23 protein-coding genes and 1 pseudogene are annotated in these 20354 nt (G+C 51.4%); 15 read left to right on the forward strand and 9 right to left on the reverse strand.

Annotated elements, in window-relative coordinates; genetic code table 11:
* Positions 1 to 226 precede the first annotated feature (226 nt).
* Genes DYE26_RS24790 through DYE26_RS24800 form a run of 3 tightly spaced genes read left to right on the forward strand, consistent with a single transcriptional unit; the run spans position 227 to position 5117 of the window.
* Positions 227 to 2536 carry a C40 family peptidase gene (locus tag DYE26_RS24790; protein WP_051985184.1) on the forward strand — a complete coding sequence of 770 codons (2310 nt, stop codon included), beginning with the start codon at positions 227 to 229 and terminating at the stop codon, positions 2534 to 2536.
* Positions 2533 to 4131 (forward strand): hypothetical protein, encoded by a 1599-nt coding sequence (locus tag DYE26_RS24795; RefSeq protein WP_036618772.1) that lies wholly within the window; start codon positions 2533 to 2535, stop codon positions 4129 to 4131. Before DYE26_RS24790 ends, DYE26_RS24795 begins: the two co-directional genes overlap by 4 nt.
* Before the next feature lie 23 nt (positions 4132 to 4154).
* Positions 4155 to 5117 (forward strand): hypothetical protein, encoded by a 963-nt coding sequence (locus DYE26_RS24800; protein ID WP_127463454.1) that lies wholly within the window; start codon positions 4155 to 4157, stop codon positions 5115 to 5117.
* A gap of 332 nt (positions 5118 to 5449) precedes the next feature.
* Here the strand turns inward: DYE26_RS24800 and DYE26_RS24810 are convergent, their stop codons facing one another.
* Positions 5450 to 6187: a glycosyltransferase family 2 protein gene (locus DYE26_RS24810; protein WP_036618775.1), complete on the reverse strand. Its 738-nt coding sequence runs from the start codon at positions 6185 to 6187 to the stop codon at positions 5450 to 5452.
* Positions 6188 to 6384: 197 nt separating this feature from the next.
* Between DYE26_RS24810 and DYE26_RS24815 the strand changes: the two genes are divergently transcribed.
* Positions 6385 to 7860: a protein adenylyltransferase SelO gene (locus DYE26_RS24815; protein ID WP_371861024.1), complete on the forward strand. Its 1476-nt coding sequence runs from the start codon at positions 6385 to 6387 to the stop codon at positions 7858 to 7860.
* Between the two features lie 61 nt (positions 7861 to 7921).
* On the opposite strand, the gene DYE26_RS24820 is transcribed toward DYE26_RS24815, so the two are convergent.
* Complete coding sequence (locus tag DYE26_RS24820; protein ID WP_051985185.1) at positions 7922 to 8644, reverse strand: class I SAM-dependent methyltransferase; 723 nt, start codon at positions 8642 to 8644, stop codon at positions 7922 to 7924.
* Positions 8645 to 8799: 155 nt separating this feature from the next.
* Here DYE26_RS24820 and DYE26_RS24825 point away from each other — a divergent pair, with 155 nt between their 5' ends.
* Together DYE26_RS24825 and DYE26_RS34365 are read left to right on the forward strand one after the other, a co-directional pair.
* On the forward strand, positions 8800 to 9132 hold the full coding sequence (locus DYE26_RS24825; protein ID WP_036618779.1) for a hypothetical protein: 333 nt from the start codon (positions 8800 to 8802) through the stop codon (positions 9130 to 9132).
* A 37-nt stretch (positions 9133 to 9169) separates the two neighbouring features.
* A complete protein-coding gene (locus DYE26_RS34365; protein WP_082207619.1) occupies positions 9170 to 9289 on the forward strand; it encodes a sporulation protein YjcZ in 120 nt (39 codons plus the stop codon).
* 95 nt (positions 9290 to 9384) lie between these two features.
* Here DYE26_RS34365 and DYE26_RS24835 read toward each other — a convergent pair whose 3' ends face one another.
* The 4 genes from DYE26_RS24835 to DYE26_RS24850 are packed head-to-tail and all read right to left on the reverse strand — an operon-like array spanning position 9385 to position 10726.
* Positions 9385 to 9660: a hypothetical protein gene (locus tag DYE26_RS24835; RefSeq protein ID WP_051985186.1), complete on the reverse strand. Its 276-nt coding sequence runs from the start codon at positions 9658 to 9660 to the stop codon at positions 9385 to 9387.
* A 2-nt stretch (positions 9661 to 9662) separates the two neighbouring features.
* Positions 9663 to 9866 (reverse strand): hypothetical protein, encoded by a 204-nt coding sequence (locus tag DYE26_RS24840; protein ID WP_036618781.1) that lies wholly within the window; start codon positions 9864 to 9866, stop codon positions 9663 to 9665.
* A gap of 11 nt (positions 9867 to 9877) precedes the next feature.
* Complete coding sequence (locus DYE26_RS24845; RefSeq protein WP_051985187.1) at positions 9878 to 10276, reverse strand: hypothetical protein; 399 nt, start codon at positions 10274 to 10276, stop codon at positions 9878 to 9880.
* Positions 10277 to 10726 (reverse strand): Hsp20/alpha crystallin family protein, encoded by a 450-nt coding sequence (locus tag DYE26_RS24850; protein WP_051985188.1) that lies wholly within the window; start codon positions 10724 to 10726, stop codon positions 10277 to 10279.
* Between the two features lie 189 nt (positions 10727 to 10915).
* On the opposite strand from DYE26_RS24850, the gene DYE26_RS24855 reads away from it, so the two are divergent.
* The 5 genes from DYE26_RS24855 (at position 10916) to DYE26_RS24875 (ending at position 15043) form a co-directional block, all read left to right on the forward strand.
* Positions 10916 to 11164, forward strand: a complete 249-nt coding sequence (locus tag DYE26_RS24855) for a hypothetical protein (protein ID WP_051985189.1) — start codon at positions 10916 to 10918, stop codon at positions 11162 to 11164.
* A 198-nt stretch (positions 11165 to 11362) separates the two neighbouring features.
* Positions 11363 to 11800 (forward strand): hypothetical protein, encoded by a 438-nt coding sequence (locus DYE26_RS24860; protein ID WP_124332349.1) that lies wholly within the window; start codon positions 11363 to 11365, stop codon positions 11798 to 11800.
* An 11-nt stretch (positions 11801 to 11811) separates the two neighbouring features.
* A complete protein-coding gene (locus DYE26_RS24865) occupies positions 11812 to 12030 on the forward strand; it encodes a double zinc ribbon domain-containing protein (protein WP_036618785.1) in 219 nt (72 codons plus the stop codon).
* A gap of 19 nt (positions 12031 to 12049) precedes the next feature.
* A complete protein-coding gene (locus tag DYE26_RS24870) occupies positions 12050 to 12571 on the forward strand; it encodes an Hsp20/alpha crystallin family protein (RefSeq protein ID WP_036618787.1) in 522 nt (173 codons plus the stop codon).
* Positions 12572 to 12658: 87 nt separating this feature from the next.
* Positions 12659 to 15043 (forward strand): GH36-type glycosyl hydrolase domain-containing protein, encoded by a 2385-nt coding sequence (locus tag DYE26_RS24875; protein ID WP_036618790.1) that lies wholly within the window; start codon positions 12659 to 12661, stop codon positions 15041 to 15043.
* 10 nt (positions 15044 to 15053) lie between these two features.
* On the opposite strand, the gene DYE26_RS24880 is transcribed toward DYE26_RS24875, so the two are convergent.
* Positions 15054 to 15968, reverse strand: a complete 915-nt coding sequence (locus DYE26_RS24880) for a phosphatidate cytidylyltransferase (protein ID WP_036618792.1) — start codon at positions 15966 to 15968, stop codon at positions 15054 to 15056.
* A 104-nt stretch (positions 15969 to 16072) separates the two neighbouring features.
* Here DYE26_RS24880 and DYE26_RS24885 point away from each other — a divergent pair, with 104 nt between their 5' ends.
* From DYE26_RS24885 to DYE26_RS24895, 4 genes and pseudogenes are all read left to right on the forward strand, one after another.
* On the forward strand, positions 16073 to 16609 hold the full coding sequence (locus DYE26_RS24885; protein WP_036618794.1) for a hypothetical protein: 537 nt from the start codon (positions 16073 to 16075) through the stop codon (positions 16607 to 16609).
* Between the two features lie 244 nt (positions 16610 to 16853).
* On the forward strand, positions 16854 to 17111 hold the full coding sequence (locus tag DYE26_RS35060) for a hypothetical protein (protein ID WP_443093768.1): 258 nt from the start codon (positions 16854 to 16856) through the stop codon (positions 17109 to 17111).
* Positions 17044 to 17883: pseudogene (locus DYE26_RS24890) on the forward strand (spore germination protein); the annotation flags it as partial. The gene DYE26_RS35060 and the pseudogene DYE26_RS24890, both read left to right, overlap by 68 nt.
* The gene (locus DYE26_RS24895) at positions 17880 to 19106 is read left to right on the forward strand and encodes a Ger(x)C family spore germination protein (RefSeq protein ID WP_036618796.1); all 1227 of its coding nucleotides are present in this window, start codon (positions 17880 to 17882) and stop codon (positions 19104 to 19106) included. The pseudogene DYE26_RS24890 and the gene DYE26_RS24895, both read left to right, overlap by 4 nt.
* A gap of 8 nt (positions 19107 to 19114) precedes the next feature.
* Here the strand turns inward: DYE26_RS24895 and DYE26_RS34370 are convergent, their stop codons facing one another.
* Positions 19115 to 19840, reverse strand: coding sequence for a GerAB/ArcD/ProY family transporter (locus tag DYE26_RS34370; protein WP_255310220.1), 726 nt, complete (start codon positions 19838 to 19840; stop codon positions 19115 to 19117).
* Positions 19780 to 20199 carry a GerAB/ArcD/ProY family transporter gene (locus DYE26_RS34595; protein ID WP_036618799.1) on the reverse strand — a complete coding sequence of 140 codons (420 nt, stop codon included), beginning with the start codon at positions 20197 to 20199 and terminating at the stop codon, positions 19780 to 19782. Before DYE26_RS34595 ends, DYE26_RS34370 begins: the two co-directional genes overlap by 61 nt.
* Positions 20200 to 20354: the final 155 nt, after the last annotated feature.

The following is a 20354-nucleotide window of genomic DNA, read 5'->3' on the forward strand; positions in this document are numbered from 1 at the left end:
TAGACGTTTTTCTTATGTTAATCCATGTACCTCATTCAAAAAAGTTATCTGCTGCTATGAGACAAATGTCCCGCTATAAACTTTAAGTTGCTACTCCAAAGGGATTATTTCTTGATACTTCCATTGTTTGGGATATGCATTGTGAGTATAATATCAAGAGCCATAGAGGTAAATATTACCTTTTTATTGTGAAATAAAACCTAGTTTTCGGGAAGGAAAGCAAACGATGAGCATGAAGGTGGATACCGGGAAATTAGAAGAGCTCTCCGCGAAGCTGAAAACACTAGGCAATCAAGTAGAGAACAGCGAGCGCAGGGTTTATCAAGATTTATCCAGGTTAGTGCAAGATGTACGAAGCGAATACGATGAACGGTCTGTTCAACGAGCACTGGATGAAGTGAACAATAGACTGCGGAATATTACGAAATTGGCGAAATTAGTAACCGATGAACTTTACGAAAAAGCTGGCGGACTAAAACAAGCGGCACAGGCCTACCTGGATAGTGAGGAAGCAGCCAACAGAGCTACACAACAGAAATTTATCCCGCCTTCTTCTTACTACTCGAAGGATGGAGTTATCGCCGGTGAAGGCTCATCAGCCTACTTGAAGGATCCCTTGTTCGAAGACCCGGTGGTGCAAAAGCTGCACGCACAAACCCTCAACGGTACGGAAGAGGGGCAGGAAGAAGCCAAGCAGCAACTGGACAAGATTTTTAAAGCCAGATACGACATTGCCCGGGCGCAAGTAGCCTATTCCGTTTATAAAGCATTTAATAACAAGCCATTGATGGATGGGGCGCATAAAGAGGCGGAAAGGCTTAGAAAAGTGTTGAAGGACCTGGGAATTAGTGAAGGCTTTTACGAGGAAAACGTAAACTTAAGCGGACTTTATAAAGAATCGCCTATCTCGGCTTGCTCTTACGATCCTTCGTTTCGGATCACGAAAGACGATAAGTTTGTACCGGTTCTGATTCCGCAGGATAACCAGTATACATATTTGTTAGGCTTGGCCATGAAGGAGGGGCCCGAAGGTGCCTGGGCCAAGGCTCAGCTGAACGAAATACATAAACTGCTCACCGAAATCGGCCGGGCCCAAGCAGCTTGGCATGAATATAAAGCGAAAAACATGCAAAACGAAATGAACGGCGCGCATGCGTACGCGGAGAAACTCAGATTAACATTGAAGGAAAAGCATTCCATGTCTTCGGAAATGGTGGATGATGCCGATTATAAGATACTGTGGACGGGGGTTGCGGGGAAGGCCTTAAAGGATGAATCCAGAGAGACAGAAGTTTTAGAAAAATTGGATCTGACCGCACTAAGTAAAATGAACCTAAATATTAAAAAAATAAAGAATAAAAAAGAAAAAGTTCAGGCGTTATACGAGCGTAATAAGTGGCTATTGCCTTATATAACAAAGGATCTTTCAAATAAGGATGTTATGAATTCCTTGAAGAAATTTCAGCAGCATTATTCAAAATACAAACAGAGATATGTGTCTGTTTCCCAAAAAACCGGCGTGCCCCCTGAATTAATAGCGGCCATCCACTGGCGGGAGGGCTCCGGTGACTTTAGTAAGTATCTACATAATGGAGATCCGCTCGGGAAAAAAACAGTAAACGTTCCAAAGGGAATATTTTTTACGGAATGGGAGGATGCGGCAATTCATGCTCTGAATTTAAAAAAATACGTCCGAGATACTGTCGGGATTGACGGTTCTTCTAAGGATATTGCTAAAATGATGACTTTTGCGGAGTATTACAATGGCCTAGGATATATCAATCACAAGGTAAATAGTGTATATGTGTTTAGCGGTACAAATATACCGTTAGAAGGGAAGTATTATAAAGATAGAGTTTTTACCTACGGTCCTGTAGTCGATAAAAATCCTGGTGTAGCAATCATGTTATTGTCCATTTTGGAAGTACCAAGCCAAACGGGTGCTCCATCCAGTCAGCCTCTGCCTTCGGAAACAAGTAAATCACTTCAAGCTGCCGTTAAAGGGATTGAAGCTGCAAGGGAGCAGGTACTGGAATTAGCCAAACAGTTCGAGGGAAAGGTTCCATACTATATGGACGGAAACAGACCCAAATATATGGATCCAAAGTCACCGCCAAAAGCAATGGATTGCTCGGACTTTACTTCGGCTATTTACCGGACGGTTCTGCGCGACCTGAAAGTTGGATCGAATATCGACATTGGGGCCAATACCGGCACTCAAATTAAATCCGGATTAGAAGTATGGACGAAAGGAAAAGAGGGTGCGGGAGCATTCGATGTCTCTGATTTGAAACAGGGTGACCTGGTTTTATTTAATTCGCCCAATTCGTCCCAGGTTGGTCATGTAGGGTTCTATCTGGGAGACGGGAAATTTATTCACGAGAGCGGAACAAACAAAAAGGGTGGAAATGTGAAGGTCTCTGAACTTAAAGGATATTGGCTGACGACCCAAAAGCCTATAGCCGTCCGTAGAATTATAGGCGATGATGGGATTGTTTATAGTCAAAACGGTAAAAAGGTGGGGAGCATCAAATGAAATTTAAATCAATGATATTAGTACTGATTACCCTGTGTTTATTTACCCTGACGGCTTGTGAGCCAAAGACTTCTCAATCCGGAGGGGAAAAGGCAGGTAGCAATACCAACATTCCTACTGACACGGAAACGTTCGGTACCGATTCCTCTTATGATCTTAACAATCCGGTTTTTTTAAAGAAATTCATAGCATATTTTGATATGGACAAAGACATGCTGATTGAAAAGTTAGCACAAGATTATGAGGAACTTCCTATAGAAGAAACGGATTCGGATACAGGCCTAACTTCACTCAAGCTTGAAAAGGCCGGTATGATATTTCATTTGACAGGTGATGATGGGGTGCCGGTAAGCCATGTTGATATTAACGGCGCCAGTCCTATTCATTACACTGAAGCTAGAAGTAATATGTCATTTTCGGATATTATGAAACGAGCCGGTGAAACCATGATCTTGGCCGAGCCATCTACAGAAAATGAAGATCGGAAACAGTTTAGCATCATTTATCCTTTACAAGGAGTAAGTGTTGTTTTTATTGCGGATAACGTATATGATAACTCCTCAAAAATGAAAGTTAGCTCCTGGGGGTACTATGATGTTGAGCCTACATTGCTTAGTCCGAGAGAGATCCATACGCTTTATGGTTTATTTACAATCCCCGAAACATGGGTAGGGAGAATATCCCTTGAGGATTTAGTAAATAAGCAAGTGATTTCATTTTTAAATGAGCGGGGATCGTTTCCATTAATTCAAATCGAATCATTAAATTTAACGGAATGGAATGATCTCAAACCAAATCAACGAGACAGCTATCAGATCGTTTCAAAAGGTGATGACTGGGTCGTCGTTGCCAAGATTTTATCTCAGGAACCAAGTAATAAAGAAGATGCTCAAGTTTACCAGTCCATGCAGAAAGAAGTTAAAGGAATGTTGGCTACTTTTAAACCGGATAATCAGGAAGATGAATCGAATGGTTCTAATAATATTGCTTCTTACTCATGCAACAATGAAAACATGGCCGAATTGACTCAAGTGGGGCAAGTTTCACAAATATTTGAAAAGTTCTCTCTGGAAAAATGGGAAGATCAATCCGAAGCGGGTATGGATGAAGCCTATTCGGAGTTTGGAAAGTGCTTTACAACAAAAGTAAATGAAATGGTAGCAGATGATGGCACCCTGAATAACTTGGTGAACAAATTGAGAGCAAACATCTCAGATCTTAATTCGGATTGGTATGAATATCAATATTATTTGAATGGCGGAGGAACGATGTGGTCGCATATGTCAACAAGACAAGGAAGCATGATTGATGCGGCTATTTATGGGCACCTGGTACAACTGCAGTCAAATGAAGGCCAGAGGGCTAATAAAGAAAAATATAGCGAATTACTGCAACAACTGTCCGAATATCGGGAGCACTACAATCAAACTTCCGCCCAGGCCATGAACGACGAAGATCAAACGAGTTTGGAAGAGGTTTCAGAGAGATTGGTAAGCTCGTACGATAGACTTGCAACCGTTTTGAAAGGTATTGCTCCGAATCAAGCCGGCGTGGATTTGTTGCAGTTTTTGGTAGGGTATGATGAGGGAGAATAAGTCTGAACCTCGAAGGTGTTATTGTGAAAAAGTTGATTATACCTTTAGCAGTCGTCGTGTTTATCCTGCTATCGGGCTGCTTGGAGAATAATGGAGGTCTTGCTAGTGTGGCCACGGCATGTTTTAGAGCGCTGGATGCAGAAGTCGCTAACGACCCTGTCCCGTATTTTCCCTACATCTCCCTAGAGGGAAGCAATCTGGATACTTGGGGAAATACCGTGGTTGCTCCGTACGAGTTTACAATGTATCGTTACTGGACCAATGAGCGGTTAAATTCCGCAGGGTTTAAGGGAACGGTGGCTTTTAGAACGAATCCGGTTTGGACTTCGGACACCTTGGATCTGGCTGCCATTATCCCTGTTTTTTCGGATGAAAGCAGAAGGCTTTTTTACAAAGATTCGGGATACATTGACGATCCCGTAGATTTAACCATCTTGGATGAAGGCAACTATTATTCCAACCGGGAATCCTTTCTTACGAAATTAGCCCCTGAACCGGAAGATGGAGGAGGCGGCCCGGCCGCGTCGAAAGAGCTGAGCAGCTCATGTCAGCCGTTGCAGGACATGGATTCAGAGCGCCTGTATCCCGTTGCGATCAAGAGCGGGGATGAGGCGGATACGGAGTGGACTGAGGATACGTATCCATTCCGAAATGTGATGAGCCTTTTTAGCGGTTACCATGATGAATACTTGAAATTGTATGACACTTATGTACTAGCTTATGATACGGACCATTCCGGTTTGATGAATATTGCCGTGCACCTTTACAGTAAGAACCTTCAGGTTGTTCGAGTGTGGATGAAAACCAATGAACAAGAAATTGAACTGAAAAAATCAACATATCTAAATACCGAGGAAATGAATACCGAAAACTGGACTTTATATGATGCCGAGGTTTCCGCCGATTGGTTTGGCCAGAATACTGCCGCTGCCCAAGTATTTGTGGAACTGAAAGGCGGAGAGATTAAAGAGTTGCATAATATGTAAGAGTCATATCCAAAACACAGGGAGCCCTCTTGAACGATGTTTCAAGGAAAGGCTCCTTGTGCTTTTCGGGTTTTGAAAGACAAAATAGCGGAACTTTTAGAGCTAGAATATGCTTATTATCCGGAGCCAGGCAGGTTCATCACCATTAGCGGCATTTTTTGTCCTTATTTGACTAGGAATGGTCCCAAACGCGGGAATTTCCAAGCGATTAAGGAAAATAGCGACATAAAGTTCCTCTATTTTTTCTAAATGGACAAATATCCTATAAATAACGCCGTTTTTTGTCCTTATTTTTCGACTATTGGTCCAGGATGAAGAAGGAAGATGTGCCATTATCGCTCCCCCTTCGGTTTACTTTGTACAAATTTTTTGTAATTTTTCACGTTCGGGATCTTTTTATGATGGGCGAGCAGCTCTTTATCGCTGATAATCCACGTATGGTTGGAGGAATTTTTACGGCGGATCGCAACAAAATTCGTTTTTTCTCCGGAATAAACTTTGTATCCTTTCCTTTTGCAGCGCAGGCAAAAAAGATCGTCTTCCCCCACGCTTTGATTGGGGAACTGAACCCGGCTTAATACCTGCCGCTTAAAAACAAGGGTAGCGCCGGGAATTTCGGTGACAGGCCGGTTTTCATCCTGCGGAAAACGAAGGATCAGCGTCTTCGATCCGCGTAAATACATATAATGCGCCCGCTTTCCGATGACGTCGGCGCCGGTTCTTCGAAAGACCCGCAAACTGGCGGTCAAATAATAAGGAGCATAGTAGTCGTCATCGTCGAACTTGGCAATGTAGCGGTACTTCGCTTTCTTGACGGCATGGTTTAAACAAGCGCCGAGCGAGAAACGCCCCGGCAAGCGGTAGACGTAAACGTTTCGATATCGCCTTGCCATGTTTAAATAAGGTTCAAGCGGAATTTTATCGTTATTTACGACGATGATCAGCTCTTTTTTGGGATGGAGCTGCCTGGCAAAGTTGTTGAACAGGTTTTTGATAGAGCTTCGTCGGTTCGTGCAGGTGATAATGGAAATTCCCTGCGGGTAGATCGATTTTTTATGGCCGGTTCCCATTTCATCACTCCCCTTATCCGTAATTTCATTCATCAAGTCCATATCTCACTCTTACAATATGTACGAGGCATATAACGGTAACGGCATATCCACATCGCGGGGGACAACGGTCCGAATGCCCCTGGGGACGGATGAATGGCGTGCGCCCAAAATTGTGTATAATAGATCAAACCATCGTTTAGAGCAGGGAGATACTTATGATGACGAAAATAACCGTTCCTACCACAGGATGGAACCTTGATAACAGCTATGCCGAATTGCCGGACGTCTTTTATTCGCGGGTTGGCCTGAATCCTGTCCGTTCGCCGAAGCTGGCCGTTTTAAACGAGCCGCTGGCCGGGGAATTGGGGCTAAACGCTGCGGCGCTGCAAAGCGAGGAAAACGTGGCGGTGTTTGCCGGAAACCGGGTGCCCGAAGGGACCTTCCCCCTGGCGCAGGCGTATGCCGGACATCAATTCGGTCACTTCACGATGCTTGGGGACGGCCGGGCTTTGCTGGTCGGCGAGCAGATCGCGCCTTCCGGGGGGCGCTGGGACGTCCAGCTGAAAGGCTCCGGCCGAACGCCTTATTCCCGGGGCGGGGATGGCCGGGCCGCGCTGGGCCCGATGCTGCGCGAATACATTATCAGCGAAGCGATGCACGCCCTGGGGATTCCGACCACCCGCTGCCTGGCGGTGGTGACGACCGGGGAGCCCGTGTACCGCGAAACGGAGCTGCCGGGAGCGGTGATGACCCGGATCGCCGCCAGCCATATTCGGGTCGGCACGTTCCAATACGCCGCAAACTTCGGCAACGAGGAGGAGCTGCGCGCTTTGGCGGACTATGCGATAAAACGCCATTATCCCCAAGCGCTCGAGGCGAAGAACCCCTATTTGGCGCTGCTTCAAGCGGTAATCGGAGCCCAGGCGTCCCTGATCGCCCGCTGGCAGCTGATCGGCTTTATTCACGGCGTCATGAATACCGATAACATGGCTGTCAGCGGGGAAACGATCGATTACGGCCCCTGCGCGTTCATGGATGTGTACGACCCGGCGACGGTGTTCAGCTCCATCGATACGGGCGGCCGGTACGCTTACGGCAACCAGCCTTACATCGGGCTCTGGAATTTGACGAGGTTGGCGGAAAGCCTGCTGCCGCTTCTGAGCGACAACGAGGACGAGGCTGTGAAGCTGGCGGAGGGGGAGCTGTCTCGGTATACCGGCCTGTTCCAATCCCGCTGGCTTGCGGGAATGCGCGCCAAGCTGGGGCTGTTCGGCGAAGAAGCGCAGGACGAAGTCATGATCAAGGATTTGCTCGGACTGATGCATGAGCACCGGGCGGACTACACCAATGCTTTTCTGGCGCTTACCTTTGACCGGCCGGACGATTCCGCTTTGTTCGGCGCGCCGGAATTTGCGCGGTGGCGGGAGCGGTGGCAGGAAAGGCTCGGCAGGCAGCAGGAGACCAGGGAGGCCTCCCATGAGCTGATGCGTCGCAGCAACCCCGCGCTCATTCCCCGCAACCACCGGGTGGAGGAAGCGCTGGAGGCCGCGGCGGAACGCGGAGACTACAGCGTGATGGAACGGTTCCTGGGGGCGCTCGCCAACCCGTTCGCGCACGCTCCGGAGCAGGCCGAATACGCCGCGCCGCCCGCCCCCACGGCCTGCCCGTACCGGACTTTCTGCGGGACATAATGAAATTCGGACGAAAAAAGGGATCGGTTGGGCTCCGGTCCCTTTTTCGCGCAAACTGAAGTCATTTTTCCCCCATAAAAACGCAAAACGAAAGATGCTCGTGAAATTCCAGCAAAAAAGCGTGATTTTGTGCAAAGAAACCTAGCGTGTCCGGGTCCTGCAGCGTTTCCAAATCAAAAAGCTGGTACGGGTCGTAAAGGAATTCCCCGTCCGAATCCGCAGGAATCAGGGAAGCCGCATCGGGTTTCCACGGCCGAACGTTGCGGAATCCGGCCGAACGCATCAGCCCGATCCATGCGTCCAGCTCCGGAAGCTGGGAATTGCCGTACAGCTTGAACATTTCCGGATACAGCTCCGGGTGAGGCGCCGCTTCATAGAGCTCCCGGTCCCATAACCGTCCCCCGGTTCGAAGCACGCGGCAATACTCCCGAAATGCTGCCGCAGGATCCGTAAAAATCGTAACCGACTCCGCAAACACGACATCGAAGGTGTCCGCTTCAAACGGAATGGAGCAAACATCCCCTTGAACCACATCAATGTCAATCCCCTGCATCTCGGCCCGTTTTTTGGCCTTCCCCACCATGGTGGAGCTCCGGTCCATAGCCGTAACTTTAGCCCCTTTTTGGGCCAGCAAACAGGCCGTTCTGCCGGTGCCGCACCCAACCTCCAATACGCGCAGCCCCGGGGGAATGTCGACCCCGTCAAGAAAAGCGAGTGTCCCTTTATATCCTCCCGGATGAGCCGCTCCTTCACCCATCGCCGCGATCATCTCATGATAGTTCATTCCATCAGCCCTTTCTAGGGTAGCATATGCCCCAGGCAATCAAAAATGATAGGCGGACGCTGATTAGTTGGCTGTATATGGACGAATGACCCAATCCACCCGCGTAGGCAAAGCATAGGATGAACCGAAAGCACCGAGAAGGGAGGCAGAGATGCATGCAGCAGATCTACCCTATTACCGAAGCTGGTTGCAGACCCTATATTGGAAGACCGGTCTGTGCGGTCCTTCGTGACGGAAACTGTTATGTTGGAACGATAAGCGCCGTTGGCCCGGAAGGCATTCAATTTGATGGGGTTGTACCCGGAGGCGCTTCGGTTCTTTCCAAGCAGTCCCCAAAAGTCAGAAAACAAGTTTCCAATTTAAAATCCAAGGCAAAAACGAAGGCTTTCGGGTTCGGCCCCTTTGGCGGCTTTGGCGGCTTCGGCGGTTTTTGGCTTCCCTGGGCGCTCCTGGCGCTGTTGTTCCTGTGGCCGTTCTTCTGGATTTGAGGCTGAGATGTATTTCTGAAAAGGAGGTGAAAAAAACATGGGTTACCCTAATGCTGCATTCGGCGGATCCTGTGCAGGCTTCGGATTGTGGACTTCTACGGGTGTGATTCTCGTGCTGTTTATCCTCCTGGTAATCGTTCTCCGCACTTGGATCTAATGCCGATCCATAAGGAGCAAAGAGCCGATTTCGACATAACGAAATGCGGCTCTTTTTCTTTTTGCTCTTGGATGCGTTTTTTCGCGAGCGTTCGGTCAGACGGCATTACGGCGATGCTTCGGGTAGATCCGCGCCGCCGTGTCCTCGCCGAACACGCTTCCCAGCAGTTCGGCGCTGCCTGCGTTGTCCAGCAGCGATTCGATGTCCTTTAATTCATTATGATCTCCGGAGACGGAAAGTCCCTGGTTTTGTTTCTTGTGGCTTGTAAATCCGCTCGGCAGGTTGTTGCCGATATTGATGCAGGAGGAGCCTTCGACGGTCCCCACCCGAATGTGGCCAATGACGAAATTGGGCGCAAGCACCAGCTCCATGCTCACACCTTCTTCCCGGGAACATGCTGGCCGACCAGCACCGAGCGAAGCCCCTGAATCCGGTTTCCCTGGCCTTGCGCGGCGGCCGCGGCCTGATTGTCCACCGCCGCTGAACTCCATCCCGACTGCCGGTTGTCTCCGGCAAAAACGCCCGAAGTACGTTGAATCCGGTCCACTTGAATCTCTCCGACAATATGCAGCTTCATTATAGACCTCCTTATTTCCTGAATGAAAACCCTTTAGGCGTCTGCTTGAACCCGGAACCGGGACTTTGCGGCGGGATGGCCCCCTTCTCATCCGTTTCCTGCGGCCCGCCCTGACTCGGGAACTCGCCGGGCTGCTTCGCGTCCGGCTTCTTGGGCTGATGCCCCCCGGTCCCAAAGTTGTTCCCGAGATTCAGGGAACCGCTGAGTTCGTCGATATCCAGGCTATCCAATTTAAACGTAAGCTGATCCAGCGCCGGATGATGGATATGGACCTGGTCGATCCGGATATGGTACTCGGTTTTGGCCTGGGGCAGCTCCTTCAATCGGGCCTCCATCTTCTCCAGGCGCGCCAGCAGGTCCTGCGGGGGAGGCGGCTTGCCGGCGGCCTTGCGTCGGAAGAGGAAGCCCATTTACGTTTGTTCCTCCTTCTTGGGCAAAATCGGAACGTCCTGTTCGGGAATGTCCGGCTTGCAGCGAAATATGGCGGTCAACAGACCGCTTTCGAACACGGCCTCTGCACTGTCCGGCTCGACCTCGACCGGCAGGGAGACCGTCCGGTTAAAGCTGCCGAGGGAACGTTCCGATCGCAATAACCGGTCTTCATGAACGGGGTAATCGTACGGAATGACCCCGGTGATTTTCAAGGTTTTTCCGTTCGTCGATATTTTGATCTTGTCGGGTGAAGCGGCGCCGGGAAGCTCGATGACGGCGATAAATCGACCGTCTTGACGATACATATCCATCCGGGGGAACAGCGGCGGGATCAAGCCGGACATATCCTCCCAGAAATTCTCTCCAACCGTCTCGTGCATATGCGAACGCAATTTGCGGAGCATTCGCTTCGAAGGGTCAACCTCCATGGCCAATCCCCCTTTTTTGGCAAAGACTTTCAGGTGATGACGCTTATTTAAAGCTTATTATTCCCGGGGCGACTTTATGAGTTGGGGCCCGCGCTTAAGTTGGCCCGGCGTTGGGACGAAGGCCCATGGCTCATCCCGGGAATCGGGACAGTTCATGGCTGCATAGGATGAATAAAGGAGTGATTTAGAGTGGCCGTTTCCATTGTCTTCAACGCGATCAACGTAGCGGGGCAGAAAACCAACAGCACCATATCCATCGGGGAAGTCCTGCAGAATACATGGTCGGCTCACGCCAAGCTGAATATCGGACAGGGGATTCAGTTCGGCATAAACAACACGATTATGTTCGTCAGCACGATCGTGGATCCCGAAGTCGTGGATGCGCCGATTGTCGACAATGATATCGTGGGACCCACCGGCCAAAATCAAACCCTATGAGTGGTTGTTCAAAAAGTTGGCTCCTCGGAGCCTGGCTTCATCCGACCTAAAGCGTTTTGAAAAAACGCATATCGGAAGCATCAGCTTCGGCACTGAAAGAACCGGCCTTTTTGAACATGCAATTTAAGCTGAAGGAACGGAGGGATTTCTCTGAAAATAACACCGCTGGGAACCGTGATTTCACTGGATAAATTGTCGGTGAACTCCATAGAATCCAATTCCGGCGTATTTATAGGCACGGTGATTCATGCGGACGGCTGGAGCTCCCATAGCAAGTCGAATGCCGGATTCGGCAGCTTGTCCGGTGTGGAGCTTTCCCACTGCGTGGGCATCGTCATCGACAATGACGTGATCGATACGCTGATCGACGATGCCGATCAGTTTTTGATTCATCATGGGGGCTGCCCGGCCGAAGGGGTTCATGCCGGGACGGGCATCTCCTTGGCGGATATTAACGTCAACGGAATGGCGGCGAATGCCGCCGTGGCGGTGGGGGAAGTCGAGCAGACCGGTTGGAGCTCGCACAGCAAACGCAATGCCGGAGTAGGCGGATCCAAAGGAATCAACATCACGCGGGACGGCAAATCGTATGTATTTGACGGCGATATTGTCGACTCCCCCATCAAGAACATGTAACGGAGGTTCATATGGCCAAGGAAGAAGAAACTCGAACGTGCGTGCGCTGTTTCTATGAAGCTAACGGCAAGGACAAATATTGCAAAATATGCGGCGCGCCTTTGATCAACCGCTGCTCGGACGAGGGGGGGCGGATCGATAAAGGCTGCTCCTATGTGAACGATTTGGACGCGGCCTTTTGCGCGAAGTGCGGATGCCAGACCACGTTCCGAAAGCAAGGATTAATTTAACGGAAAGGAGATGAGCGGCGTGCACAAGCCTTTTTTTGATGACAAATTCCCGTTTCTAAATCAACAGAGCTTTGCGAGTTTTATCAACGATCTCATTCAAAAATCCCTATCCGGCCAAAATGCCCTGAACGGCTCCAACATGGCGCCCCCCGATCCGCAGTCCATATCCCAGTATGTCAGCGACATTTTAAAAAAGACGCTGCCGGACTCGATGAATTCGTTCGCAGGCATGACTCCGCAGGCTTCGGTATCGGGATGGGCGGCGGGAAAAGTCCAGTTTGAAAATTTCGAAACCCACCAATCGGTGATTACCCGTTTTCGGGCGCCGGCGAACGTGGACCCGCAGGATATCGCGGTTTGGGTCGGCGCGGGCGAAGTGAAGGTTCGGCTGCCGGACGGCGAGGAGGAGCGGAATCCGCTGCCAAGGCGCGTCAGGGTGGAAGACAGCAAGGGCGTATATAAGGACGGCGTTTTTGAGATCAGAATGCCCAAGGAAACGGGGGATGAATTTTACCGGGAAATTTCCATCAAATTCAGTTAAAGCCCATTTTTGCAAGCCTATGTTGTATAATAAACCTGCAGTTATTTTTGGAAAATCATAGGCGTTTGAATGGGGAGAGAATCCAGGATGTTAAAAGCGACCGAGGATCAGGAGTATTACGAGTTGGCCAGTCCCACATTGCTTCCGAAGGCATCGGGATTTTTGTGGAATGAGAGCATGATGATTCATGTGAATTGCCGCGGCTACACGGTGGCCCAGTTTATGCAGCCGGAGCCCGCGAAATATTCACATGCGCCCAATCTGGAAGCGAAGACGTTCATGCAGCCGGAGCAGCCTTATTACGCGCATCATCCCGGCCGTTTCGTGTACGTGAAGGACGAGGAGACCGGGGAAATCTTCTCCGCGCCTTATGAGCCGGTCCGCGTGCCGGCCGACCAATACACCTTTGCGGTGGGCAAAAGCCGCATCGTTTGGAAAGTGGAATTTGCAGGCATCGCTCTTGAAATGAGCCTGACCCTTCCGAAAGAAGAACCGCTGGAGCTGTGGCGCATCCGAGTGAAAAACCTCTCGCCGGCCAAGCGCAAGCTGAGCATTTATCCCTATTTTACGGTCGGTTATATGTCGTGGATGAACCAGTCGGGGGAGTTTAACGAGGCGCTGCAGTCGATCGTATGCTCTTCCGTCACCCCTTACCAGAAATATCAGGACTACGATAAAATCAAGCATTTTCGCGATAAAACGTTTCTGATCCCCGACCGTCCGGCCGATTCCTGGGAGGTGAACCAGGAAGCCTTCGAAGGCGAAGGCGGCATCATGCGGCCGTCCGCGCTGGACCGCGAGGAACTCGCGCGGGGAGACGCTTTGTACGAAACGCCGGTGGCCGTGCTGCAGTACCGGATCGCGCTGGAGCCGGGGCAGGAGGAAGCCTACCGGTTTATATTCGGCCCGGCCCGGGACGAGGAGCAAATCGCCGGAATCAAAGCCGAGTATTTCGGAAGCAAACATGCCTGCGGCGATGACGGGTTCGTCCTGGCGGAACGGGAGTATAACAGCTACATCCGGGAAGGCGGAGGCTGCCTGGAGATCGCCACCCCGGACCCGCATCTGGACAACTTCGTGAATCACTGGCTCCCGCGGCAGATGTACTATCATGGGCAGACCAACCGCCTGACGACGGATCCCCAAACGCGCAATTATTTGCAGGACCATATGGGGATGAGTTATATCAAACCGCAAACCGTCAGAGTGGCTTTCCTGACGGCCTTAAGCCAGCAAAAGGCCAGCGGCGCGATGCCGGACGGCATCATCCTGCACCCCGAGGCCGAGCTGAAGTATATCAACCAGGTTCCACACACGGATCACTGCGTTTGGCTGCCGATCTGTCTAAGCACATACCTGGATGAAACGAACGACTACTCCTTGCTGGAAGAACAGGTTCCTTATGCGGGCGGGGAGGAAAGCGGTTCCGTATTCGAGCATGTGCACCGGGCGCTGCAGTGGCTGATCCGGGATCGCGATGAACGCGGGTTAAACTATATTAACCAGGGCGACTGGTGCGATCCGATGAACATGGTCGGCTATCAAGGAAAAGGCGTATCCGGCTGGCTGACCATCGCGACCGCGTACGCGTTTAACGTTTGGGCCGGGATATGCGCGCGGGGCGGACGGGAAGGCATGGCCGAGGAATACCGCTTGGCGGCCCGAGCGACGAACGAGACCGTCAACGAATATTTATGGGACGGCGAGTGGTATGCGCGCGGCATCACGGATGCGGGCGTCGTGTTCGGCGTAAGCGCGGACCGGGAAGGACGCATCTTCATCAATCCGCAGGGCTGGTCGCTGTTAAGCGGGGCGGCCGACCGGGACAAGCGGGAGAAGCTGATGCGGGCCGTTCGGGAACAGCTGGAAACGCCTTATGGCGTAGAAAAGCTGGCCCCTTCCTACACCGCGATGCGCGAGGATGTCGGCCGGGTCACCCAGAAGCACCCGGGATCGGCCGAAAACGGCGCGGTGTACAACCATGCGGCCGCCTTCTATATCTACGGGCTGTATTCCGTAGGGGAGAAGGACGATGCCTACCGGCTGCTGCGCAAAATGATCCCCGGCCCGGACTTGGACGATATCGTGCAGCGGGGTCAGCTCCCGGTGTTCGTTCCGAACTACTATCGCGGCGCCTACCGGCAGTTCCCGCGCACGGCGGGGCGTTCCAGCCACCTGTTCAACACCGGAACGGCGCCTTGGGTTTACCGCTGCCTGATCGACGGACTGTTCGGGCTGCAGGGATGCCCCGAAGGCCTCCGCATCCGGCCGCAGCTTCCGTCCCATTGGAGCGGGGCCAAGGTAACCCGGAATTTCCGCGGGGCCAAGATCCGCGTCGAGATGGCGCGCGATGCCGGCGTCCGCGAGACCGAGGTTTATGCCGACGGCGCGCCTATGGCGGACGGCATCCTGCGGAATGTGCGGCCGGGCGCCGAATATCGCGTGCTGGTTAAGCTTCCGGCCGTCAACTAAAGCGGCGGGCTTACATAAAATCGAAGAAATAACGGATGACGTGAAGGAACACCGGCGAGGTGTAGGTCAGGCTGTCGACGAGGCTCAAGTAGCTTTTTTTAAGCGCTTGGGCCTTGTCGTCATCGCCGATGAGCAGGTCCCGCTTCAGTACGGAAATCGTCAAACTTCCGAAGAAGCCGCTAAGGCCGATCAGCATGCCGGAGAAGAGCCCGAACCCCGCGCCGAGCGGCGTCAGATAAGGGGAGATCAGGCACGCCACCCCGGTGGTGGCCAGCAGCCCGCACGCAAAGCCCTCCCACGTCAAATACGGATTGGCGGTGGGGACGACCTTGCGCCGGCCGAAATAAAACGAGGCCGCGTATTGCACGATGTCGTTCAGCTGCGTTAGCAAGACGAGAAACAGCACCAGTCCGGCCCCGTATTCCGGCGAGGCGGCCTGGAAATAGGCGAGGTGGCTGAGACCGAACACCATCAGCATCAGCCCCCACTGCACCCGGCTGACGCTGCGCAGAAACCCGACCGTGCCTTTGTTGATCAAGCGCGGAACCGGCAGGAACAGGAAAACGTAGACCGGAATAAAAACGATAAACATGCCGTACCAGCCGATGTAGATCCAGTAGAACTGTACGGGAATCGCGAGGTAGGCCCACAGGAACAGGCGGCGTTCGGCTTTGTTCGAGCGGATCATGGAGAAATATTCTTTCAGCGCGAAGAAGCATAGGATCATCAGGGCCAGCAGAGAAGCGGCCCGGTTAAACAAGGTGGCAAGGCATAAAATCAGCCACATGCCCCACCAGGTCCGCAGGCGCAGCCCCAACGCGGCGTAGTCCCGTTCCGGGCGGACGCGTCCGGTAACGAGGTATGCGGCGTGGATCCCGAGTAAGGCAAAAAAGAGAATCATCAGCGTGAATTGCAAACTGTTCATTTTTTATCACCAACTTGCAGCGTGGTAGAATCCCTGAATCCTGGAGAGGGATACTATGTTATTATGAAGGAATAGTTCACACTTGATAAGGGGAATTTTCGGACATGGACGGGGAAAGATCGGTTTATATCCTGCTTACGAATACGGGGACGCTGTTTACGAGGGTGATTAAAGGGTACACGGGAGCGCCTTATAATCATGCTTCGATTTCTTTCGACCGCGAGCTTTCCGAGCTGTACAGCTTCGGCCGGAAGAACCCGAACAACCCGCTGAACGGCGGGTTCGTGAAGGAGGACATCAAGACGGGCACGTTCAGCAAATATCCGAATACGACGTGCGTTCTTTACGAGCTTCGGGTGACCGGGCGCGAGGTGGAAAAAATGGAGCGGGTGCTGCGGCTGTTTATCCGCAAGCGGAACAAATATTTGTACAATCTGCTGGGGGTGATCGGCATCGTCCTCAAGGAGCCGGTGGAGTTCAGCAACTCTTATTTCTGCTCGCAGTTCGTCGCGGAGATCCTTGAGCGTTCCGGCATCAAGCTGTGGAACAAGCTGCCCGCGCTCGTGACGCCGGACGATTTCCGGCAGTGCGATCGGCTGAAGCTGATTTACGAAGGAAAATTGAGCGAATACGAGCCTTAAAACCTGCCCATATTTTGAATGATCCGCTTTCCAACTGGAATAATATACACATCATGAGTTAGGGAGCGGAAAGATGGATATTCTTAAGCTGCTTAAATTCTTAAAAAAAGCGGATCCGATAGGAAACTCCGGCGAATCGGCTGGCCACGATCAAACGGATGCACTCGCTGCCGCCGTCTCCGACAATGAACAGATGTTCAAACAAATTTTTGCCGATTGTTCGGATATTGTGTTCCGTCCGGTTATGATCCATGGACAAACCCGTTTGCTTCTGATTTATGTCGATGGGCTGGTAAACGCGAAAGCGCTGGAGCAGGTCGTGTTAAAACTGATGACGCTCGAAGGCGTGCCGGGAGGATTGGAGAACGCCGATCCGCTGGAGGAGCTTATAGAAGAACAGCTTGTCTCTATATCCCGGATAAAAGTGGTTCATCCCTTGGTCCCCGTTTCCGCAAATTCAAAACACGGAGCGGCCCGATGTCGTATGTTCCAGCCTGCTTGAAGGCAAAGTTGCCATTCTCGTCGACAACACTCCGTTTGCGCTGATCGTGCCGATGACATTCTGGTCCGGTTTGCAAGCGGTGGAGGACTATTACGAGCGATCCATTTATACGACCTTCATTCGCTTCATCCGCTACTCCTTATTGAATATTTCCCTGTTGCTTCCGTCTTTGTTCGTTTCGCTTTCCACATTTCATCAGCAGCTTATTCCTACGAATTTGCTCATCAGCATTGCTGCCGCAAGGGAAGGCGTCCCGTTTCCCACGGTGATCGAGACCCTATTGATGGAAGTTATGTTCGAAGGTCTGCGCGAAGCGGGTATTCGTCTGCCGAAGCCGATCGGTTCGGCGGTGAGTATTGTGGGGGCGCTTGTCATTGGACAAGCCGCCGTACAGGCCGGCATCGTGTCGGCCACGGTCGTGATTATCGTGGCCACGACGGGCATTTCTTCGTTTGCCATCCCGCGATATAATCTCGGGACGGCGTACCGGATGCTCCGTTTTCCCATTTTGATTTTGGCGGGAGTTCTGGGTTTGTACGGCGTCATAGCGGGCATTTTTATCATAGCCATCCATCTCCTCGGCCTTCGTTCGTTTGGAGTACCCTATATGAGTCCGATTGCCCCGCAAATTCCCGGAAACCTGGCGGATGTCTTCATACGCGCGCCCAGATGGAGCGTGTCTCGCCGTCCCCTGCTCAGCTCCGGGGCAAACAAAAAGCGAGTGCCGGAAGGCCAGCAGCCGAGTCCGAGACGAGGGAGAGAAGACAGATGAACTGGAGTCGAAGAGGACGGTTGATTTTGGCGGCTATTCTGCCTTTGTTTTTAACGACGGGGTGTTGGGATAGTTCGGAGGTCAATGATCTTGCGCTTGAGCTCGCATGGGGAATCGACGAAGCGAAGGACAAGGGGATTCTGATTAGCGCGCAGGTGATCATTCCGTCCCAGATCAGCAGTGTGCAGGGACAAGGAGGCGGAAGCGGAGGGGGTCCGGGAAAGCCCTATTTTGTCGTATCCGGCGCCGGAAGAGATACGCTGGATGCGGTGCAGCAAATGCAAACGAAGCTTTCCCGGCTGGTATTCCGCGGACATCGGCGGATCATCGTGATCGGAGAACCGCTGGCCAGAAAAGGCATCAAAGATGTATTGGATACGTATACCCGGGACCCGAACCTCAAGCTGCGGACCGATGTATTTATCGTCAAGGAAGGCACCGCCAAGGATTTTCTGAAAGTATCCTACCCACTGGAGAAAATTCCCGGCCTCGGTGCTTTAAAAGAATATGATCAGATCGGATCGCTGCAGGAAATGGGATTTATCAACCTGATGATCTCCGCAGCCAGTGAAGAAAGCTGCTCGGCTTTGCCGGCGGTTGCCGTCGGTTTCGATCCGGCCGATCAAGAAGGCGAAGGGCGGCAAGATCATTCCAATGCGAAAGGGTTTCGTATCGCGGGAACCGGAATTTTTGACAAAGATCTGAAATTGCTCGGGTTCTTGAATGGGAATGAGGCTAGAGCGCTGCGGTGGATTAACGGGCAGCTAAGGAAGCTGGTGGTAACGGCAACCGTGCCGCAAGTTAACGGCTACGCCAGTTTGGAGATGAACAAGATAGGCAGCAAGATTCAGCCCATGTTTCAAGGAGACAAGCTAAAATTCCAGGTCACATTAATCGGGGAAGGCATGATTCGCGAAAACAATACAAATTTGGATCTCACGAAACTCCATAATATAGCCCGCGTAAAAGACGCGTTGGAAAAACACGTTGAAGAGAGAACGCTTCAAACCATTACCAAGGTCCAAAAAGAATATGGGGTGGATGTTTTCGGATTTGGCGAAACCGTACACAGAAAACATTTATCCCGTTGGAGATCTTTAAAAAACGACTGGAACAAGGAGTTTCGGGAGGCCGAGGTTTCCGTCAAAGCGAATCTGACGATCCGGCGAATAGGCGTAACGGGACCGTCGTTGCATTTGCAAGAAGACAACATTCAAAAATGAATAGATCATTATTTTCGCAGCTTTTGCCGGGTCCACGTCACGATCAGCAGAATCGCCGGCAAGACCAAAAACATGGGCACCCAGAAATAAGGAACCAGTATTTTATAATGCTGGAAATAAATATGCTCGGCGATGTTTTTTGACATGGTCATTCCCAGGAACAAGGCGATCGCGGCTGCCGGGATGACAAGCACGCGGTAATCCTTCATCTTCGTCAGCTGCTGGATGCCTCTCAGCGCCACTAGCAGGTTGACCACGTTTTTTATTAACGCCGTCATGAAAAAATACATGACCCCGAACATCTGCAAGTTTTCGATGAATTTTCCGATGCTGATCATGCTCAATAAAGTGTAAAGCGGATAGAGAAAACGCGAGAACAGATCGCCATAAACCAAAATGGCCAAAAAATCAAAACCGGTGATCATAAATCCGGCAAGTAAGGTGGCGAGAAAGGTAATTTTCGTGATCTTTTCACGGTTTTTTACGTCCGGCCAGAACATGGCGAGCGCGATGGTTTCCCCAAACGGTTGGGTGATCCCGTTTGGATAAACCACCTTCCAGACGGGTTCCCATCCCCTTTCCAAAATCGGCTGGACATAATCGAAATGCAGGACGTCCGAGCCAAAGAGCAGAACCGTCTCTATAATGAACATAACGACGACGATGGGGAAGATCAATTCTCCCAGCCGCGCAATGATCTCAATGCCGCCATAGACGCAGTAAGCGATAATAATGGCAAATAACCCCGCAAAGGCGGCGTTCCGGGCAAGATGGTGGTCGAAACCATGTCTCTGATGTCCGCAATAATTCGTCCTGTAAGATACAAGAACATGAGCGGGTACAAAAACGCGATGGGCGTCCCGATCCAGCGCCCCAATTGGGCCGGAAACCATTCAACCAGGGATAAGCCCGGGTTCATGCGCATTAAGGCGGTATATACCCAAATCACGCAGAGGCCCAGCCCCAGTGACGTCAGATCGCCAATCCACGCATCCCGGCCGGCCAAGCCGCCAAACCCAAAGATGATGGTCGTACCTAATTGAAAAATGAAGGTAATCGTGAATAATTGGTACGCGGAAATTTTGTATGTCATCTCCTCTCCTCACCCCCATTAAGAATCCAAAACAAAGAGAGCACACGGTATTTATTGTATCCATAGGGTGTTTGCAGCAAACGCTGAGCAACGGACCGCAGGTGATTCTTGATGCTCAATTATAATAGTCCATAAGGTTCATAGGCGGTATGAAC

It is taken from the genome of Paenibacillus macerans, assembly GCF_900454495.1.
GTDB lineage: Bacteria > Bacillota > Bacilli > Paenibacillales > Paenibacillaceae > Fontibacillus > Fontibacillus macerans.

Bases quoted from the DNA above. Each gene is read 5' to 3' on its own strand.
- DYE26_RS24790 (WP_051985184.1), top strand. From the start codon at position 227: ATGAGCATGAAGGTGGATACCGGGAAATTAGAAGAGCTCTCCGCGAAG.
- DYE26_RS24795 (WP_036618772.1), top strand. From the start codon at position 2,533: ATGAAATTTAAATCAATGATATTAGTACTGATTACCCTGTGTTTATTT.
- DYE26_RS24810 (WP_036618775.1), bottom strand. From the start codon at position 6,187: ATGGGAACCGGCCATAAAAAATCGATCTACCCGCAGGGAATTTCCATT.
- DYE26_RS24815 (WP_371861024.1), top strand. From the start codon at position 6,385: ATGATGACGAAAATAACCGTTCCTACCACAGGATGGAACCTTGATAAC.
- DYE26_RS24820 (WP_051985185.1), bottom strand. From the start codon at position 8,644: ATGAACTATCATGAGATGATCGCGGCGATGGGTGAAGGAGCGGCTCAT.
- DYE26_RS24825 (WP_036618779.1), top strand. From the start codon at position 8,800: ATGCAGCAGATCTACCCTATTACCGAAGCTGGTTGCAGACCCTATATT.
- DYE26_RS34365 (WP_082207619.1), top strand. From the start codon at position 9,170: ATGGGTTACCCTAATGCTGCATTCGGCGGATCCTGTGCAGGCTTCGGA.
- DYE26_RS24835 (WP_051985186.1), bottom strand. From the start codon at position 9,660: ATGGAGCTGGTGCTTGCGCCCAATTTCGTCATTGGCCACATTCGGGTG.
- DYE26_RS24840 (WP_036618781.1), bottom strand. From the start codon at position 9,866: ATGAAGCTGCATATTGTCGGAGAGATTCAAGTGGACCGGATTCAACGT.
- DYE26_RS24845 (WP_051985187.1), bottom strand. From the start codon at position 10,276: ATGGGCTTCCTCTTCCGACGCAAGGCCGCCGGCAAGCCGCCTCCCCCG.
- DYE26_RS24850 (WP_051985188.1), bottom strand. From the start codon at position 10,726: ATGGAGGTTGACCCTTCGAAGCGAATGCTCCGCAAATTGCGTTCGCAT.
- DYE26_RS24865 (WP_036618785.1), top strand. From the start codon at position 11,812: ATGGCCAAGGAAGAAGAAACTCGAACGTGCGTGCGCTGTTTCTATGAA.
- DYE26_RS24875 (WP_036618790.1), top strand. From the start codon at position 12,659: ATGTTAAAAGCGACCGAGGATCAGGAGTATTACGAGTTGGCCAGTCCC.
- DYE26_RS24880 (WP_036618792.1), bottom strand. From the start codon at position 15,968: ATGAACAGTTTGCAATTCACGCTGATGATTCTCTTTTTTGCCTTACTC.
- DYE26_RS24885 (WP_036618794.1), top strand. From the start codon at position 16,073: ATGGACGGGGAAAGATCGGTTTATATCCTGCTTACGAATACGGGGACG.
- DYE26_RS35060 (WP_443093768.1), top strand. From the start codon at position 16,854: ATGATCCATGGACAAACCCGTTTGCTTCTGATTTATGTCGATGGGCTG.
- DYE26_RS24895 (WP_036618796.1), top strand. From the start codon at position 17,880: ATGAACTGGAGTCGAAGAGGACGGTTGATTTTGGCGGCTATTCTGCCT.
- DYE26_RS34595 (WP_036618799.1), bottom strand. From the start codon at position 20,199: ATGACATACAAAATTTCCGCGTACCAATTATTCACGATTACCTTCATT.